At 71.8% G+C, this 14758-nt stretch carries 16 protein-coding genes; 5 read left to right on the plus strand and 11 right to left on the minus strand.

Features of this window, described 5'->3' with window-relative positions:
- Positions 1–6: 6 nt before the first annotated feature.
- The gene (locus ADL34_RS03000) at positions 7–840 is read left to right on the plus strand and encodes a hypothetical protein (protein WP_062667884.1); all 834 of its coding nucleotides are present in this window, start codon (positions 7–9) and stop codon (positions 838–840) included.
- A gap of 147 nt (positions 841–987) precedes the next feature.
- Here ADL34_RS03000 and ADL34_RS03005 read toward each other — a convergent pair whose 3' ends face one another.
- The 5 genes from ADL34_RS03005 to ADL34_RS03025 all read right to left on the minus strand — a co-directional run bounded on the left by ADL34_RS03005 (position 988) and on the right by ADL34_RS03025 (position 5660).
- Complete coding sequence (locus tag ADL34_RS03005; RefSeq protein ID WP_062667887.1) at positions 988–2286, minus strand: DUF6986 family protein; 1299 nt, start codon at positions 2284–2286, stop codon at positions 988–990.
- A 196-nt stretch (positions 2287–2482) separates the two neighbouring features.
- Positions 2483–3445: an electron transfer flavoprotein subunit alpha/FixB family protein gene (locus ADL34_RS03010; protein ID WP_062667889.1), complete on the minus strand. Its 963-nt coding sequence runs from the start codon at positions 3443–3445 to the stop codon at positions 2483–2485.
- Positions 3446–3496: 51 nt separating this feature from the next.
- A complete protein-coding gene (locus ADL34_RS03015; protein WP_062667891.1) occupies positions 3497–4285 on the minus strand; it encodes an electron transfer flavoprotein subunit beta/FixA family protein in 789 nt (262 codons plus the stop codon).
- Between the two features lie 242 nt (positions 4286–4527).
- Positions 4528–5037, minus strand: coding sequence for a flavin reductase family protein (locus tag ADL34_RS03020; protein WP_062667894.1), 510 nt, complete (start codon positions 5035–5037; stop codon positions 4528–4530).
- A gap of 209 nt (positions 5038–5246) precedes the next feature.
- Positions 5247–5660 (minus strand): thioredoxin family protein, encoded by a 414-nt coding sequence (locus ADL34_RS03025; protein WP_062667896.1) that lies wholly within the window; start codon positions 5658–5660, stop codon positions 5247–5249.
- 76 nt (positions 5661–5736) lie between these two features.
- Here ADL34_RS03025 and ADL34_RS03030 point away from each other — a divergent pair, with 76 nt between their 5' ends.
- Positions 5737–6153 (plus strand): DUF4395 domain-containing protein, encoded by a 417-nt coding sequence (locus tag ADL34_RS03030; RefSeq protein ID WP_062667898.1) that lies wholly within the window; start codon positions 5737–5739, stop codon positions 6151–6153.
- A 187-nt stretch (positions 6154–6340) separates the two neighbouring features.
- Positions 6341–7075: a lysophospholipid acyltransferase family protein gene (locus tag ADL34_RS03035; protein WP_062667900.1), complete on the plus strand. Its 735-nt coding sequence runs from the start codon at positions 6341–6343 to the stop codon at positions 7073–7075.
- Between the two features lie 232 nt (positions 7076–7307).
- On the opposite strand, the gene ADL34_RS03040 is transcribed toward ADL34_RS03035, so the two are convergent.
- The 3 genes from ADL34_RS03040 to ADL34_RS03050 are packed head-to-tail and all read right to left on the minus strand — an operon-like array spanning position 7308 to position 10572.
- On the minus strand, positions 7308–8378 hold the full coding sequence (locus ADL34_RS03040; protein WP_062667901.1) for a threonine aldolase family protein: 1071 nt from the start codon (positions 8376–8378) through the stop codon (positions 7308–7310).
- The gene (locus ADL34_RS03045; protein WP_062667903.1) at positions 8375–9124 is read right to left on the minus strand and encodes an SDR family oxidoreductase; all 750 of its coding nucleotides are present in this window, start codon (positions 9122–9124) and stop codon (positions 8375–8377) included. The genes ADL34_RS03040 and ADL34_RS03045 overlap by 4 nt, the downstream gene beginning before the upstream one ends.
- 50 nt (positions 9125–9174) lie before the next feature.
- Positions 9175–10572, minus strand: a complete 1398-nt coding sequence (locus tag ADL34_RS03050) for a DUF6421 family protein (protein WP_062667905.1) — start codon at positions 10570–10572, stop codon at positions 9175–9177.
- 389 nt (positions 10573–10961) lie between these two features.
- Here ADL34_RS03050 and ADL34_RS03055 point away from each other — a divergent pair, with 389 nt between their 5' ends.
- Complete coding sequence (locus ADL34_RS03055; protein ID WP_062667907.1) at positions 10962–11645, plus strand: glycerophosphodiester phosphodiesterase; 684 nt, start codon at positions 10962–10964, stop codon at positions 11643–11645.
- 24 nt (positions 11646–11669) lie between these two features.
- Here ADL34_RS03055 and ADL34_RS03060 read toward each other — a convergent pair whose 3' ends face one another.
- Positions 11670–12221: a GNAT family N-acetyltransferase gene (locus tag ADL34_RS03060; protein ID WP_062667909.1), complete on the minus strand. Its 552-nt coding sequence runs from the start codon at positions 12219–12221 to the stop codon at positions 11670–11672.
- 71 nt (positions 12222–12292) lie between these two features.
- Here ADL34_RS03060 and ADL34_RS03065 point away from each other — a divergent pair, with 71 nt between their 5' ends.
- On the plus strand, positions 12293–12685 hold the full coding sequence (locus tag ADL34_RS03065; RefSeq protein ID WP_062667911.1) for a VOC family protein: 393 nt from the start codon (positions 12293–12295) through the stop codon (positions 12683–12685).
- 6 nt (positions 12686–12691) lie between these two features.
- Here the strand turns inward: ADL34_RS03065 and ADL34_RS03070 are convergent, their stop codons facing one another.
- A complete protein-coding gene (locus tag ADL34_RS03070; protein ID WP_062667913.1) occupies positions 12692–13228 on the minus strand; it encodes a MarR family winged helix-turn-helix transcriptional regulator in 537 nt (178 codons plus the stop codon).
- The gene (locus ADL34_RS03075; RefSeq protein WP_079034133.1) at positions 13225–14649 is read right to left on the minus strand and encodes an FUSC family protein; all 1425 of its coding nucleotides are present in this window, start codon (positions 14647–14649) and stop codon (positions 13225–13227) included. The genes ADL34_RS03070 and ADL34_RS03075 overlap by 4 nt, the downstream gene beginning before the upstream one ends.
- Positions 14650–14758 lie beyond the last annotated feature (109 nt).

Raw genomic sequence — 14758 nt, forward strand, 5'->3', positions numbered from 1 at the left:
CCGGCCATGGACGGCAGGTCCGAGGCGGGTCCGGCGGCGGACGACGACCGCACGCTGGAGGCGCTGGGCCTGGCCGAGGCGCCCCACGACCATCCGCTGCTCTACCCGGGCGCCTGGCCGGCCGACTCGGCGCTCCTCGACGGTGACCGGCTGCTGCCGCTGGAACGCCTGGTGCACGACGACCGGGCCCCGGTCCTCGCGGTGGGCTCCAACGCCTGCCCCGCCCAACTGCGGCGCAAGATGCGGGCGTTCGGGATCGACTCCCCCGTGCCGCTGGTGAAGACACGGGTGACGGGTCTCGCCGTGGGCGTCTCCGCCCATGTGAGCCGCCTCGGGTACCTGGCCGCCGCGCCGTTCCTCGCTCCCGGCCGGGTCACCGAGCTGTTCGTGACCTGGCTGGACGACGAGCAGCTCGCGGTGATCGACGCCAGCGAGGGCGTGCCCCGGGCCGACGGCAACTACGCCCGCGCGTGGCTGCCCGCGCCGGACGTGCGGATCGGCCTGGCGGACGGCACGACGCTGCCGGGCGCCTACGTCTACGTGAACCGCCACGGCGTCCTGCGCGACGGCACGGGAGCACCGCGCACGCATCCCGGCCAGCGTCCGCTGCTCACCGAGCTGCTGTCGGGGTCGGCCCGGCTGCGGGAGCTGTTCGGCGTCACCCCCGAGGAGTTCAGCGCGCGGGTACGCGCGGACGTGCGCCTGTGCGCGCTGGGCACCGCTGTGTTCGCACGGGAGAAGCGGGTGACGGCGTCCGGCCTTGAGCCGTACGTCGGGGTCCGGCCTCAGCAGACGGGGAGGCCGGGGACCGGTGCGTCGTTGTCGCCGCCCTCGATGTAGACGTCGCTTACGAACACCCCGGTGTTCCCGCTGTCGTCGGTCTTCGCCCACCAGACGTTGGTCGCTGGGCACCGCCGGCGGGCGCCCGGGGTGCCCCGCGGGCGGCGGGCGTGCGCCGGCGCGATCGTGGGCGGCCGGGCGCGGGACTCAGCTCCCGGACGCCGTCAGGTCGCCGCGGCGGGGTGCGGCGTAGCCCTCCAGGTCGGCGCGGGTCAGACCGGTGAGCCGGGCCACCTCGCCGATGTCGAGGGCGCCGCAGTCCAGGCCGCGCAGCAGATAGCCGCTGAGGGCCTTGGCGGTGGCGGGCTCGTCCATGACGTCGCCGCCTGCCCGGTTGGCGTACCGGGCGAGCCGGGCGGCTGCCTGCTCGAACCCCTCGCGGTAGAAGGCGAAGACGGCGGCGTAGCGGGTGGGGATGTGGCCGGGGTGCATGTCCCAGCCCTGGTAGTAGGCGCGGGCCAGCGCGCGGCGGGTGAGGCCGTAGTGGAGCCGCCATGCCGCGTGGACCTGCTCGGTGGGGCCGACGGGCAGGACGTTCGTCGAGCCGTCGCAGACGCGTACGCCGGTGCCGGCGGCGGCGACCTGCATGATCGCCTTGGCGTGGTCGGCCGCCGGGTGGTCGCTTGCCTGGTGGGCGGCGGACACGCCGAGGCAGGCGCTGTAGTCGAAGGTGCCGTAGTGCAGCCCGGTGGCCCGGCCCTCGGCGGCCTGGATCATGCGGGCGACGGTGGCGGTGCCGTCGGCGGCGAGGATGGCCTGACTGGTCTCGATCTGGATCTCGAAGCCGATCCGGCCGGCGTCCAGGCCGTGCGTCTTCTCGAACGCCTCCAGGAGCCGCACCATGGCGGTGACCTGCTCGGGATACGTGACCTTGGGCAGGGTGAGGACCAGTCCGCCGGGCAGGCCGCCGGCCTCCATCAGGCCGGTGAGGAAGATGTCGAGGGTGCGGATGCCCCGGGCGCGGACGGGCGCCTCCATGCACTTCATGCGGATGCCCATGTACGGGGCGGCCGTCCCGTCCCGGTACGCCTGGGCGATCAGCCGGGCCGCGCGGGCGGCGGCCTCGTCCTCCTCGGCGCCGGGGCGGGAGCCGTAGCCGTCCTCGAAGTCGACGCGCAGGTCCTCCACGGGCTCGCGCTCCAGCTTGGCGCGGACCCGCGAGTACACCGGCTCGGCGAGTGCGTCGGAGAGGCCGAGCACGGCGGCGAGGGACGCGGCGTCGGGGGCGTGTTCGTCGAGGGCCGCGAGGGCGCGGTCGCCCCAGGAGCGCACGGTGTCGGCGGCGAAGGCGTCGCCGGGGACGTAGACGGTGTGGACGGGCTGACGGGTGCCGGGGTCACCGGGGTAGCGGCGCTCCAGTTCGGCGTCGACGGGGGCGAGGGAGGCGTCGATCTCCTCGCCGACGGCGCCCGCGAGGCTCGTCGTCACCTTCTCCTGCTGGCCCATTCCCGCACCCTCCGCTTCCGCCGCTTCCACCCTACGGATTCAACAATCTGTTGAATGACGGTATCCGGAGTGCTTCACGCTGGTCAACACCGTGTCCGCGGGCGGCCGGTCCCCGCCCTCTCCCCCATCATGCGACGCACGAGGCCCCCGCGACCGTCGGAAACGGTCACGGGGGCCTCGGTGTGCCGGGTGGGGATCAGCCCTTGCGGGCCTTGATCTCCTCGGTCAGGGCCGGGACGACGTCGAACAGGTCGCCGACGACGCCGTAGTCCACCAGCTCGAAGATCGGGGCCTCGGCGTCCTTGTTGATCGCCACGATGGTCTTCGAGGTCTGCATGCCCGCGCGGTGCTGGATCGCGCCGGAGATGCCGGAGGCGATGTACAGCTGCGGCGAGACCGACTTGCCGGTCTGGCCGACCTGGTTGGTGTGCGGGTACCAGCCGGCGTCGACCGCGGCACGCGAGGCGCCGACGGCCGCGCCGAGGGAGTCGGCGAGCGCCTCGATGATCGAGAAGTTCTCGGCGCCGTTGACGCCACGGCCGCCGGAGACGACGATCGCGGCCTCGGTCAGCTCCGGGCGGCCGGTCGACTCACGCGGCGTGCGCGCGGTGACCTTGGTGCCGGTGGCCTTGTCGGAGAAGGTCACCGACAGGGCCTCGACCGCGCCGGCGGCCGGGGCGGCCTCCACGGCGGCCGAGTTCGGCTTGACCGTGATGACCGGGGTGCCCTTGGAGACACGGGACTTGGTGGTGAAGGACGCGGCGAACACCGACTGGGTGGCCACCGGGCCCTCGTCGCCGGCCTCGAGGTCGACGGCGTCGGTGATGATGCCGGAGCCGATGCGCAGCGCCAGACGCGCGGCGATCTCCTTGCCCTCGGCGGAGGACGGGACGAGGACGGCGGCCGGGGAGACGGCCTCGACGGCGGCCTGGAGGGCCTCGACCTTCGGCACGACCAGGTAGTCGGCGTACTCGGCGGCCTCGTGGGTGAGGACCTTGACGGCGCCGTGCTCGGCGAGCGTGGCGGCGGTGTCACCGGCGCCGTTGCCCAGCGCGACGGCGACCGGCTCGCCGACACGGCGGGCCAGCGTCAGCAGCTCCAGGGTGGGCTTGCGGACGGCACCGTCCACGTGGTCGACGTAGACGAGAACTTCAGCCATGGGATTGCTCTCCTGCGAAACGAAGTTGAGGGGCGGTCGGCGTGTCGAGCCTTAGACGAACTTCTGGCTCGCGAGGTACTCGGCGAGCTGCTTGCCGCCCTCGCCCTCGTCCTTGACGATCGTGCCGGCGGTGCGGGCCGGACGCTCGGCCGCGCCGTCGACCACGGTGTAGGCACCCTCGAGACCGACCTCCTCGGCCTCGATGTCGAGGTCCGACAGGTCCCAGGACTCCACCGGCTTCTTCTTGGCGGCCATGATGCCCTTGAAGGACGGGTAGCGCGCCTCGCCCGACTGGTCCGTGACGGACACGACGGCCGGCAGGGAGGCCTCCAGCTGCTCGGAGGCGGCGTCGCCGTCACGGCGGCCCTTGACCGTGCCGTCCTCGACGGAGACCTCGGACAGCAGGGTGACCTGCGGGACGCCCAGGCGCTCGGCCAGCAGGGCCGGGACGACGCCCATGGTGCCGTCGGTGGAGGCCATACCGGAGACGACCAGGTCGAAGCCGGCCTTCTCGATCGCCTTGGCCAGCACCAGCGAGGTGCCGATGGCGTCGGTGCCGTGCAGGTCGTCGTCCTCGACGTGGATGGCCTTGTCGGCACCCATGGACAGCGCCTTGCGCAGGGCGTCCTTGGCGTCCTCGGGGCCGACCGTCAGGACGGTGACCTCGACGTCGTCGTCGGAGTTCTCGGAGATCTGCAGCGCCTGTTCGACCGCGTACTCGTCGAGCTCGGAGAGCAGACCGTCCACGTCGTCCCGGTCGACGGTCAGGTCATCGGCGAAGTGCCGGTCGCCAGTGGCGTCGGGCACGTACTTCACAGTGACAACGATCCTCAAGCTCACGCCGGCTCTCCTACTGCGTCGACATTTCTCTGCTGCCTCTTGCAGGCAGCATAGGCGCCCCAAGCGGCCGATCCCGATCGGGGCGACCCGCGCTCCGAGCGAAATATTACTCGTCAGTACACCCAGTTCGTTCCCGCTAAGCAAGCGCTTTGAACTGTGACCTTCGCAACGCAGCGTAATCGGAATCCGACGGCTCCGCAGAACACGCGGAGCGCCTGTTCGGTCACACGGCCCCGGTGACCTCAGTCACGCAGCCCGTTGAACCGGCCCTGGTGGTACAGCAGGGGGCGCCCCTGCCCCGAGGGGTCGCCGAGGACGACCTCGGCCAGCACGATGCGGTGGTCGCCCGCCGGCACGCGCGCCACCACCCGGCACACCATCCACGCGAGCACCCCGTCCAGCACCGGCACCCTCTCGGGGCCCTCGCGCCAGACGGTGGGCGCGCCGAAGCGGTCGGCGCCGCTTCGTGCGAAGGTCGCGGCCAGGTCCTGCTGATGCTCGCCGAGTACATGGACGCCGACGTGGTCCGTCGCGGCGATGGCCGGCCAGCTGGAGGCTCCGGCACCGACGCCGAAGGAGAGCATCGGCGGGTCCGCGGAGACGGAGCTGAGGGACGTCGCCGTGAAGCCCACGGGTCCGCTCTCACCGCGGGCGGTGATCACCGCCACACCGGCGGCGTGGCGACGGAAGACGGAGCGGAGCAGATCGGGGGAGGCGAGCTGAGCGGAGTCCAGGCCGGGGGTGGCCGTCATGGAGTTGTCCTTCTGCGAGGGGAGTCGGGGCGGTCCGTGGCGCTTCAACAGCCCGGACAGCGCGCGCCCACGGTGCGGGCCGGTACGGCCGGGGCCCGTCCGAAGAGAAGGAGTTCCTCACACATACAGTCAGACTGACGATAGGTGGTCCACACAGTCAAGTGCGTTCCGGCATGTGGGAGATGACTCACCCTCGGCATCACGGCCCCTCAGACCGCCTCGCCCAGAGCCGCGATCACGTCGGCCTTGCGGGGCTGCCCGGTGGCCCGCCGCACCACGGCGCCGTCGGCGTCGAGGACCAGCACGGTCGGCGTCTTCAGGATGTCGAGCCGCCGCACGAGGTCGAGGTGCTCCTCGGCGTCGATCTCGATGTGCCGCACGCCCGGCACCATGCGGGCGACCTCGCCCAGCACCCGCCGGGTGGCCCGGCAGGGGGCGCAGAAGGCGCTGGAGAACTGCACGAGCGTCGCGCGCTCGCCGAGTTCGCCGCCCAGCTCGCCCGCGCCGAGCCGCTTCCCGTCGTCGCGCCCGCGCACCCGTACCCTCCCGCTCCGCCGCCGCTGCAGCACTCCGTAGGCACTCGCCGCCGCGAGCACCGCCACACACACCACGAGTCCGGTCATCACCCTGCTCAAGCATTCACAAGACTGCAAAGATTCCCGCCGCCCGGAAGCCTTTCCCCTGCGGAATGCTTGATTCATGGACATCGACGTGAGAGGGCCGCGCTTCGGGGCGGCCGTGACGACCGTGGTGCTGGCGGTCGTCCTGGTCACCGGGAACCCCTGGCTGCTGGCCTGGCAGACGCTGGCGTTCGCGCTCGGCGCCGCGGGCGGGGTGGGGCGTTCGCCGTACGGCGTGCTGTTCCGGCGGGTCGTACGGCCGCGGCTCGGGCCGCCGACCGCCTTCGAGGCGCCCGAGCCACCGCGCTTCGCCCAGGCGGTCGGGCTCGTCTTCGCGGGCCTCGGGCTCGTGGGCTACGCACTGGGACCCGAGTGGCTGGGCCTGGCCGCCACCGGCGCCGCGCTGGCGGCCGCGTTCCTGAACGCCGCCTTCGGGTACTGCCTGGGGTGCGAGATGTTCCTGCTCGTACGGCGGCTGACGGTGCGCGCCGGGTAAAGGACGATCAAAAGCACGAGGTGGATCAAGGGGTGGACGTGACGAGGATCTCGCGGCTTCCGGGCACTTGGGCTTGGCCCTCGGCCGTTCTTCGGGCACGATCGGCGACAAGCCGTAAACCTACGGCTGCGTAACTTCACTCTGGGAGCTTCCTTCCCAGGCACTGGAGGAAGGGTCCACCCCGTCCATGGCAGAGCTTGTCTACCGTCCTGTCGTCGGTTTCGCCCAGACACTGTTCAAGGTGTGGGACCTCAAGATCGACTGCCAGGGATCGGAGAACATTCCGCGCTCGGGCGGCGCCGTGCTGGTGAGCAATCACATCAGCTACCTGGACTTCGTCTTCAACGGCCTGGCGGCGCTCCCCCAGAAGCGGCTCGTGCGCTTCATGGCCAAGGAGTCGGTGTTCCGGCACCGGATCTCCGGTCCGCTGATGCGGGGCATGAAGCACATCCCCGTGGACCGCAAGCAGGGTGAGGCGGCGTTCGCGCACGCGCTGGACTCGCTGCGGTCCGGCGAGGTCGTCGGGGTCTTCCCGGAGGCCACCATCTCGCAGTCCTTCACGTTGAAGAGCTTCAAGTCCGGCGCCGCCCGGCTGGCCCAGGAGGCCGGCGTGCCCCTGATCCCGATGGCCGTCTGGGGCACCCAGCGGCTGTGGACGAAAGGCCACCCTCGCAACTTCAAGCGCAGCCACATCCCGATCACCATCCGGGTCGGCGAGGCCATCGAGGCGTCCCGCGAGAAGTACGCCGGGGCCATCACCCGCCAGCTGCGCGAGCGCGTCCAGGAGCTGCTGGAGGCCGCCCAGCGCGCCTACCCGGTGCGCCCGAAGGACGCGAACGACACCTGGTGGATGCCGGCGCACCTCGGTGGCACCGCCCCCACCCCGGAGCAGGTCCGTGCGGCGGAGGGCGCCGCGGGCTAGGCAGGCGGCCCTCTCCGAACCGGGGGCCACAGCAGAAAAGAGGCCGGCGTCATGACGACGCCGGCCTTTGTCCTGTCCTCGATGAGCCCTAGGGTCTTTCGTTTGGATCAGGCCGGATCAGGGAGCGGGGTCTGGTGCCGTGCATCGCAAGGCGGAGGAGGGCGCCATGGCGGAGCCATGGCAACCGACGGTGCCAGACCCCGCGAGCCCGGCATGATCCAAACGAGAGGCCCTAGCGAGCCATCTCCTCCTTGAGCGCCGCGACGAACGCGTCGACGTCGTCCTCGCGTGTGTCGAAGGAGCACATCCAGCGCACGACGCCGGCCGCCTCGTCCCAGAAGTAGAAGCGGAACTTCTTCTGCAGCCGCTCCGCCACATCGTGCGGGAGCTGCGCGAAGACGGCGTTCGCCTGCACCGGATGGAGGATCTCCACGCCGTGGACGGCGCGTACGCCCTCCGCGAGCCGCTGGGCCATCTCGTTGGAGTGGCGGGCGTTGCGCAGCCACAGGTCCTTGGCGAGCAGAGCCTCCAACTGCACCGACACGAACCGCATCTTGGAGGCCAGCTGCATCGACAGCTTGCGCAGATGCTTCATGTGGCGGACGGCGTCGGGATTGATGACGACGACGGCCTCACCGAAGACGGCGCCGCTCTTGGTGCCGCCGAGGGAGAGGAGGTCGACGCCGACCGCGTTGGTGAACGTCCGCATGGGCACGTCCAGCGACGCGGCGGCGTTGGCTATCCGGGAGCCGTCCAGGTGCACCTTCATGCCGCGGGCGTGGGCGTGCTCGCAGATCGCCCGGATCTCGTCAGGCGTGTAGAGGGTGCCGAGCTCCGTGCTCTGGGTGATGGAGACGACCTGCGGCATCGCCCGGTGTTCGTCGTCCCAGCCGTACGCCTGCCGGTCGATCAGCTCGGGCGTGAGCTTGCCGTCCGGGGTGGGCACCGTGAGCAGCTTCAGTCCGCCGACCCGCTCGGGCGCCCCGCACTCGTCGACGTTGATGTGGGCGCTCTCCGCGCAGATCACCGCGCCCCAGCGGTCGGTGACCGCCTGGAGCGCGACGACGTTGGCACCGGTGCCGTTGAACACCGGGAACGCCTCCGCCGTGGCACCGAAGTGCCCGCGGACGACCTGCTGGAGGTTCTCGGTGTAGGCGTCCTCGCCGTACGCCACCTGGTGCCCGCCGTTGGCCAGGGCCAGGGCGGCGAGCACCTCGGGGTGGGCGCCGGCGTAGTTGTCGCTGGCGAAGCCGCGGACGTCCGGGTCGTGGTGACGGCGGGCGTCGGTCTTCGGAGGGTTCACGGCTTCTCGGTCAGCCACAGGCGCTTTCCGTTCACTTCGGCGGCGGACTGGTCCCAGACGCCCACGACCGCGTCGGCCAGGTCGTGGACGTCCGTGAAGCCCGCGAACTTCGCGTTGGGGCGGTCGGCGCGCATCGCGTCGTGCACCAGCGCCTTCACCACCAGGATGGCAGCCGCCGAGGTCGGGCCCTCGGCGCCCCCCGCCTTGCGGAAGGCGTCGGCCAGCGCGAGCGTCCACGCCTCGGCGGCGGCCTTGGCGGCGGCGTACGACGCGTTGCCCGCGGTCGGCCTGGTGGCCCCGGCCGCGCTGATCAGGACGTAGCGGCCCCGGTCGCTGCGCTGGAGCGCCTCGAAGAAGGCCAGCGACGTGTGCTGCACGGTGCGGATCAGCAGCAGCTCCAGGAAGTCCCAGTCGTCGAGGCTGGTCTTGATGAAGGTCTCGCTGCCGCGCCAGCCGCCGACGAGGTGGACCACGCCGTCGACGCGCCCGAACTCCTTCTCGGTGCGCAGCGCCCAGTCCCGCGTGGACTCCAGGTCGAGCAGGTCGACCGTCTCGCCGGTCACGGCCGCCCCGCCGGAGGCGTAGCGCGCCGCGTCCACGGCCTCGGCGAGGCGCTCCGGGTCGTTGTCCGCGCCGACGACGGTGGCGCCCGCGTCGGCGAGCCGCCGCAGCGCCGCCCGGCCGGCGGGCCCGCCCGCTCCGGCCACCGCGATCACCGCACCGTTGAGTGCACCGTTCCCCACCATGCGCCTCGCCTCCTGGGCAGCCTGAGCCGTGTTGCCTGTGTCCTGGTCGCTCACGCGGCGATCCGCTCGGCGTCGTCCGCGGTGATGCCCCGGGTCGAGGCGATCACGTTCTTGAGCTTCTTGGACAGGGCCTCATAGAACATGCTCAGCGGAAACTCGTCCGGAAGCACGTCATCGACGAGCTTGCGCGGCGGCTGGCTCAGGTCGAGGGCGTCGGGGCCCTTGGCCCACTTGGATCCCGGGTGCGGGGCCAGGTAGGTCGAGACCAGCTCGTAGCCGGCGAACCAGTGGACGAGCTTCGGGCGGTCGATGCCGTCGCGGTACAGCTTCTCGATCTCGGCGCACAGCTGGTTGGTGACCTGCGGGGCGCGGTCCCAGTCGATGTGCAGCTTGTTGTCGGTCCAGCGGACCACGTCGTGCTTGTGCAGGTAGGCGAAGAGCAGCTGGCCGCCGAGGCCGTCGTAGTTGCGCACGCGCTCACCGGTGACCGGGAAGCGGAACATGCGGTCGAACAGCACGGCGTACTGCACGTCACGGGCCTGCGGGACGCCGTCCGCCTGGAGCTTGACGGCCTCCTTGAAGGCGGTCAGGTCGCAGCGCAGCTCCTCCAGGCCGTACATCCAGAACGGCTGGCGCTGCTTGATCATGAACGGGTCGAACGGCAGGTCGCCGTGGCTGTGGGTGCGGTCGTGGACCATGTCCCACAGGACGAACGCCTCTTCGCAGCGCTTCTGGTCGTGGACCATCGCGGCGATGTCCTCGGGCAGCTCCAGGCCCAGGATGTCCACGGCGGCGTCGGTGACGCGGCGGAAGCGGGCGGCCTCGCGGTCGCAGAAGATGCCGCCCCAGGTGAAGCGCTCGGGCGCCTCGCGCACGGCGATCGTCTCCGGGAAGAGGACCGCGGAGTTGGTGTCGTAGCCCGCGGTGAAGTCCTCGAACTTGATGCCGCAGAACAGCGGGTTGTCGTAGCGGGTGCGCTCCAGCTCGGCCAGCCAGTCCGGCCAGACCATGCGCAGGACGACCGCCTCGAGGTTGCGGTCGGGGTTGCCGTTCTGCGTGTACATGGGGAAGACGACCAGGTGCTGGAGGCCGTCCGCGCGGCTCGCGGCGGGCTGGAAGGCCAGCAGCGAGTCGAGGAAGTCCGGTATCCCGAAGCCGTCCTCGGCCCAGCGGGTCAGGTCCTTCACCAGGGCCTGGTGATAGGCGCCGTCGTGCGGCAGGAGCGGGGAGAGCTCCTCGACGGCCTCGACGACACGCCGTACGGCTGCCTCGGCGTCACCGCGTCCGGGCGCGCCCTCGGCCGAGAAGTCGATCGACCCGTCCTTGGACTGCCATGGCCGGATCCGCTCCACGGCATCCTTGAGCACCGGCCATGCCGGGTGCTCCACCACCCTGGTCACGGGAGGAATCTGGTCCCCCGAAGCCGCCTGCACAAGAATTTCCGTCATGTCCCATCCTCCACGGGAGAACCTCGCGTAAAGAGACCGTATACATACGAGGTTCCTCCCAGCAAGGGAGGGCTCGGGAAATTATCCTGCGCACCCCCAAGGCCACCGCACTTTTTCCTGCCGAACGCCGGGAGCGCGATTCAGACGCCGTCGAGTGGGCATATGCACCTCCTACCCAGGGAGCCCCGGTCAATCCCCACGAGACTCGCCCACCCCAGGGTGACCGCCCGGAGCCGCGTGTGCCAGCCGTGCCATGTCACGCAGCGCGAACCCCGCGCACATGTGGGGTTCATCACGCGCAGCGCCCATTAGGCTGCGGGCTGCCACGCGAACAGTGCCCTCCGGTTCGCCTGCGTGCCGAGCCGCCGTCGACGGAAGCGAGTTGAGTCTTGAACTTCCTTACCATCGGTCACCGCGGAGTCATGGGTCTCGAACCCGAGAACACCCTCCGTTCCTTCGTCGCCGCCCAGCAGGCCGGCCTCGACGTCATCGAACTCGACCTCCACCTGAGCAAGGACGGCGCCCTCGTCGTCATGCACGACACCGACGTGGACCGCACGACCGACGGAACCGGCGCCATCGCCGACAAGACCCTCGCCGAGCTGCGGACCCTGGACGCGGGCCGCGGGGAGCGCGTACCGGTGTTCGAAGAGGTGCTGGACGCGGTGCCGACGCCGCTGCAGGCCGAGATCAAGGACGTCGCCGCCGCCCGGGCGCTCGCCGAGGTGATCACGCGGCGCGACCTCGTCTCCCGTGTCGAGGTGTCCTCGTTCCACGACGACGCCGTCGCGGAGATCGCGCGCCTGGTGCCCGGTGTGCGCACCGCGCTGATCGCCAGCCGCTACGGCACCGACGTCGTGGACCGCGCCGTGGCCGCGGGTGCGGCGACGGTCTGCCTGAACATCCGCCGCCTCACCCTCGAGGTGGTCGAGCACGCCCGCAAGGCCGACCTCAGGATCATCGGCTGGGTGGTCAACACGCAGGACCATCTGCGGCTGGTCCGGGCCCTGGAGCTGGACGGCGCGACCACCGACTACCCGGAGATCAAGCGCACCGGCCGCTTCACCGCGTAGCCGGTCCCGCGGAGCGCGTGCCGCTCAGCCGAGCTCCTTGACCAGCAGCTCGAACTGGAGGTCGTCGCGCTGCGGGATGCCGAAGCGCTCGTCGCCGTACGGGAACGGCGTCATCCGGCCCGTACGGCGGTAGCCGCGCCGCTCGTACCAGGCGATCAGCTCGTCGCGCACCGAGATCACCGTCATGTGCATCTCGGTCACGCCCCAGGTCAGCCGGGCCTGCCGCTCCGCCTCCGCGATGATCACCTTGCCGAGGCCGGCGCCCTGGAGTGCCGGGCTCACCGCGAACATCCCGAAGTAGGCGTAGGTCCCGCGGTGCTCCAGGTGGCAGCAGGCCATCACGCCGCCGTCGCGCTCGACGGTGAGCAGCCGGCTGTCGGGCGACTTGATCACCTCCAGCACACCCTCGGGGTCGGTGCGCTGCCCTTCGAGGATGTCGGCCTCGGTCGTCCAGCCGGCGCGGCTGGAGTCCCCCCGGTAGGCGGACTCGATCAGCGCGACCAGCGTGTCCACGTCGGCGTCGGTGGCGTCGCGGAAGACGAGTCCGGCACGGGCGTCGGGCGCGGCGGTGTCCATGGTGCGTTCTCCCCCATCTCGGGCGCGGCTCGGGCATCGCAGAGCCTAACCCGCCGTTAGTGTGCGGCCGCATGGTGCATGTACTGAGCGGCAGGACACTCATCCACCCCACCGACCCCGAGCGGTCCCGGGCCTTCTACGGCGAGCAGTTGGGGCTCGCCGTGTACCGCGAGTTCGGGACGGGTGCCGAGCGCGGCACCGTCTACTTCCTGGGCGGGGGCTTCCTGGAGGTCTCCGGGCGCTCCGAGACGCCGCCCTCGCCAGCCGTGCGGCTGTGGATGCAGGTCGCGGACGTGGCGGCCGCGCACGAGGAGCTGGCGGCGAAGGGCGTCGCGATCGTCCGGCCGCCCCGGCAGGAGCCGTGGGGGCTGATCGAGATGTGGATCGCCGACCCGGACGGCCTGCCGATCGTGCTGGTCGAGGTGCCGGTGGAGCATCCGCTGCGGTACCGCCCCGGCATCTGACGCCGGTCAGGCCCGCAGGCCGCCGAGGCGGCCCTCCAGACGGATGAGCAGGTCACCGAGGAGGGACGCCAGCTCCTGCCGGCCGTCGGTGTCGAGGTCAGCCAGGACGGACGTCTCGTAGGCGAGCTGTTCGGGCAGGATGCCGTCGACGAGGTCCCGGCCGGCGTCGGTGAGGCGGACGTGGGCGACCCGGCGGTCGCGGGTGTCGCCGCGCCGTTCGACCAGTCCGCGCTCGGTGAGCGCCTTGAGGCGCTTGGTGACGGCGGCCCCGGAGGAGAAGGTCTCGCGGGCGACCTCGCTGGGGGTGAGTTCGTGGCCGGTGCGCCGCAGCGCGCCCAGCAGGTCGAACTCGGCCCGGCTCAGACCGGCCCGGCGCAGCGGCGCGTCCTCGGCCTGCTGGAGCAGGGCGGAACAGCGGTTGATCCGGCCGATGATCTCCATGGGGGCGGTGTCGAGACCCGGGTGCACGGTCCGCCACTGGCGGACCACGGCGGCCACCGTGTCCTGTCGCGTCCCGGTCGGCCCGCCGTTCGTCGCCGTCATGGCCGTACGCCCTCCGTCGTGTCGCTGTGCGTGCGCTGGTCCTGGTGCGGGTCCTCGCGGTGTCCCGTCCCGGCGAGCGTACGGGGTGCCTCGCGCGCGCCCCGCACGACCCGCTCGCCGGCGCGGTCCGGGACGGCCAGGGCGGCGAGGAGTCCGACGAGCGCGCCGACGAGCGTGTCGAGCACCCGCTCGCCGATCAGGCGTCCCGGGTCCTGGAGTCCGGCGAACTCGGTGATGAGCAGGGCCATCGGCGTCACACAGACACTGCCGAGCCAGTAGTTGCGGCCGATCAGGGCCTCGGCGCCGAAGTTCAGGGCGACACAGCACAGGACGAGCGCGAGGCCGCCGGTGTGCGCGAGCGGGACGAGGGCGGCGAAGAGGAGGACGCCGAGGAGGTTGCCGACGACGCGCTGGACGCCCCGGCCCCAGGTGAGCGTGAGGCTGGCCTGGTAGAGCGAGGCCGCGGTGACCAGTGCCCAGTACGGGCGGCCGACCCCCAGGGCGAGGGAGGCGTACCCGGCGAACGCGCAGCCCAGGGCGGTGCGTACGCCGATCCGGCCGAGCGGGCGGACCCGGGCCCACAGCGGGTCCCGCACGACGGGTTCGCCCCGGAGGAGCGTGCGGTCGTCGACCAGCGGCACGGCCCGGGTGCCGCGCACCTGGCGGGCCCAGTCGCGCAGCAGGTCCGGGTCGGCGTCGGCGGGGGCCGCGAGGGCGATCTCGGCGCGGTCCACGAGGCGGCTCAGGGCACGCCGGGCGTCGGTGACACGACCCGTGCCGGCCAGGGCGTGCCGGGCGGCGGTCAGGGCGGTCCTGGCGTGGGCCCGGTCGTGGTCGTCACGGGACTCCGCGTACGTGGCGGCCGCCCGCAGCGCCGCCGCCGCGGCCCGGCGTTCCGGACCGTGCGGACGGAACAGGCCGGGGGCCATGCCGACCAGCCAGGACCAGGCGCCGGCCGCGGCCCCCAGGGCGAGGTGCCCGGGGATCTCGCCCAGGGTCTGCGGCACGAACAGGGCGGCGGAGCTGACGAAGGTGAGGATGACGTGGCCGGGCGGGCCGATCCTGGTCGCGTCGCACAGCACCTTCTGGACCGCGGCCAGCGCCGCACCGACGGCGACGAGCACGACGGCGCTGCCGGTCAGCGAGGACGCGACCAGGGCGGCGGCGAGGCCGGAGAGCATGCCGAGCAGCACCCATGCCAGGGCGCGGGCCCGGGCGGCGTAGGGGCGGTTGTGGGCGTAGAGCGCGCACAGGGATCCGGCCATCGTGTACACCGCCAGGTCGAGCCGGTCCAGCGCCACCAGGGTGAGGTTGGGCGGGGCGACGGCGGCGACCACGCTCAGGGCGGGCTTGAACCAGATCTCGGGGGGCCGGCCGAGACGCAGCGCTTCGGCGACCGAAAGCGGAATTCGACTACTCACTTCATCACTTTAGCGAGTGTTTTACTGGTAAATCAAGTAGGGGTGCTCCGCCGAACGCTCCCCGTGTACACCTCTGCGCCCGCGTGGCCGCCGTCCCGCCCGGGCATCG

This window comes from Streptomyces sp. NRRL WC-3605 (assembly GCF_001509795.1).
GTDB classification, from domain to species: Bacteria; Actinomycetota; Actinomycetes; order Streptomycetales; family Streptomycetaceae; genus Streptomyces; species Streptomyces viridochromogenes.

Coding starts and splice junctions, on each gene's coding strand:
- ADL34_RS03000 (WP_062667884.1), top strand. CDS start 7: ATGGACGGCAGGTCCGAGGCGGGTCCGGCGGCGGACGACGACCGCACG.
- ADL34_RS03005 (WP_062667887.1), bottom strand. CDS start 2,286: ATGGGCCAGCAGGAGAAGGTGACGACGAGCCTCGCGGGCGCCGTCGGC.
- ADL34_RS03010 (WP_062667889.1), bottom strand. CDS start 3,445: ATGGCTGAAGTTCTCGTCTACGTCGACCACGTGGACGGTGCCGTCCGC.
- ADL34_RS03020 (WP_062667894.1), bottom strand. CDS start 5,037: ATGACGGCCACCCCCGGCCTGGACTCCGCTCAGCTCGCCTCCCCCGAT.
- ADL34_RS03025 (WP_062667896.1), bottom strand. CDS start 5,660: ATGACCGGACTCGTGGTGTGTGTGGCGGTGCTCGCGGCGGCGAGTGCC.
- ADL34_RS03030 (WP_062667898.1), top strand. CDS start 5,737: ATGGACATCGACGTGAGAGGGCCGCGCTTCGGGGCGGCCGTGACGACC.
- ADL34_RS03035 (WP_062667900.1), top strand. CDS start 6,341: ATGGCAGAGCTTGTCTACCGTCCTGTCGTCGGTTTCGCCCAGACACTG.
- ADL34_RS03045 (WP_062667903.1), bottom strand. CDS start 9,124: ATGGTGGGGAACGGTGCACTCAACGGTGCGGTGATCGCGGTGGCCGGA.
- ADL34_RS03050 (WP_062667905.1), bottom strand. CDS start 10,572: ATGACGGAAATTCTTGTGCAGGCGGCTTCGGGGGACCAGATTCCTCCC.
- ADL34_RS03060 (WP_062667909.1), bottom strand. CDS start 12,221: ATGGACACCGCCGCGCCCGACGCCCGTGCCGGACTCGTCTTCCGCGAC.
- ADL34_RS03065 (WP_062667911.1), top strand. CDS start 12,293: ATGGTGCATGTACTGAGCGGCAGGACACTCATCCACCCCACCGACCCC.
- ADL34_RS03070 (WP_062667913.1), bottom strand. CDS start 13,228: ATGACGGCGACGAACGGCGGGCCGACCGGGACGCGACAGGACACGGTG.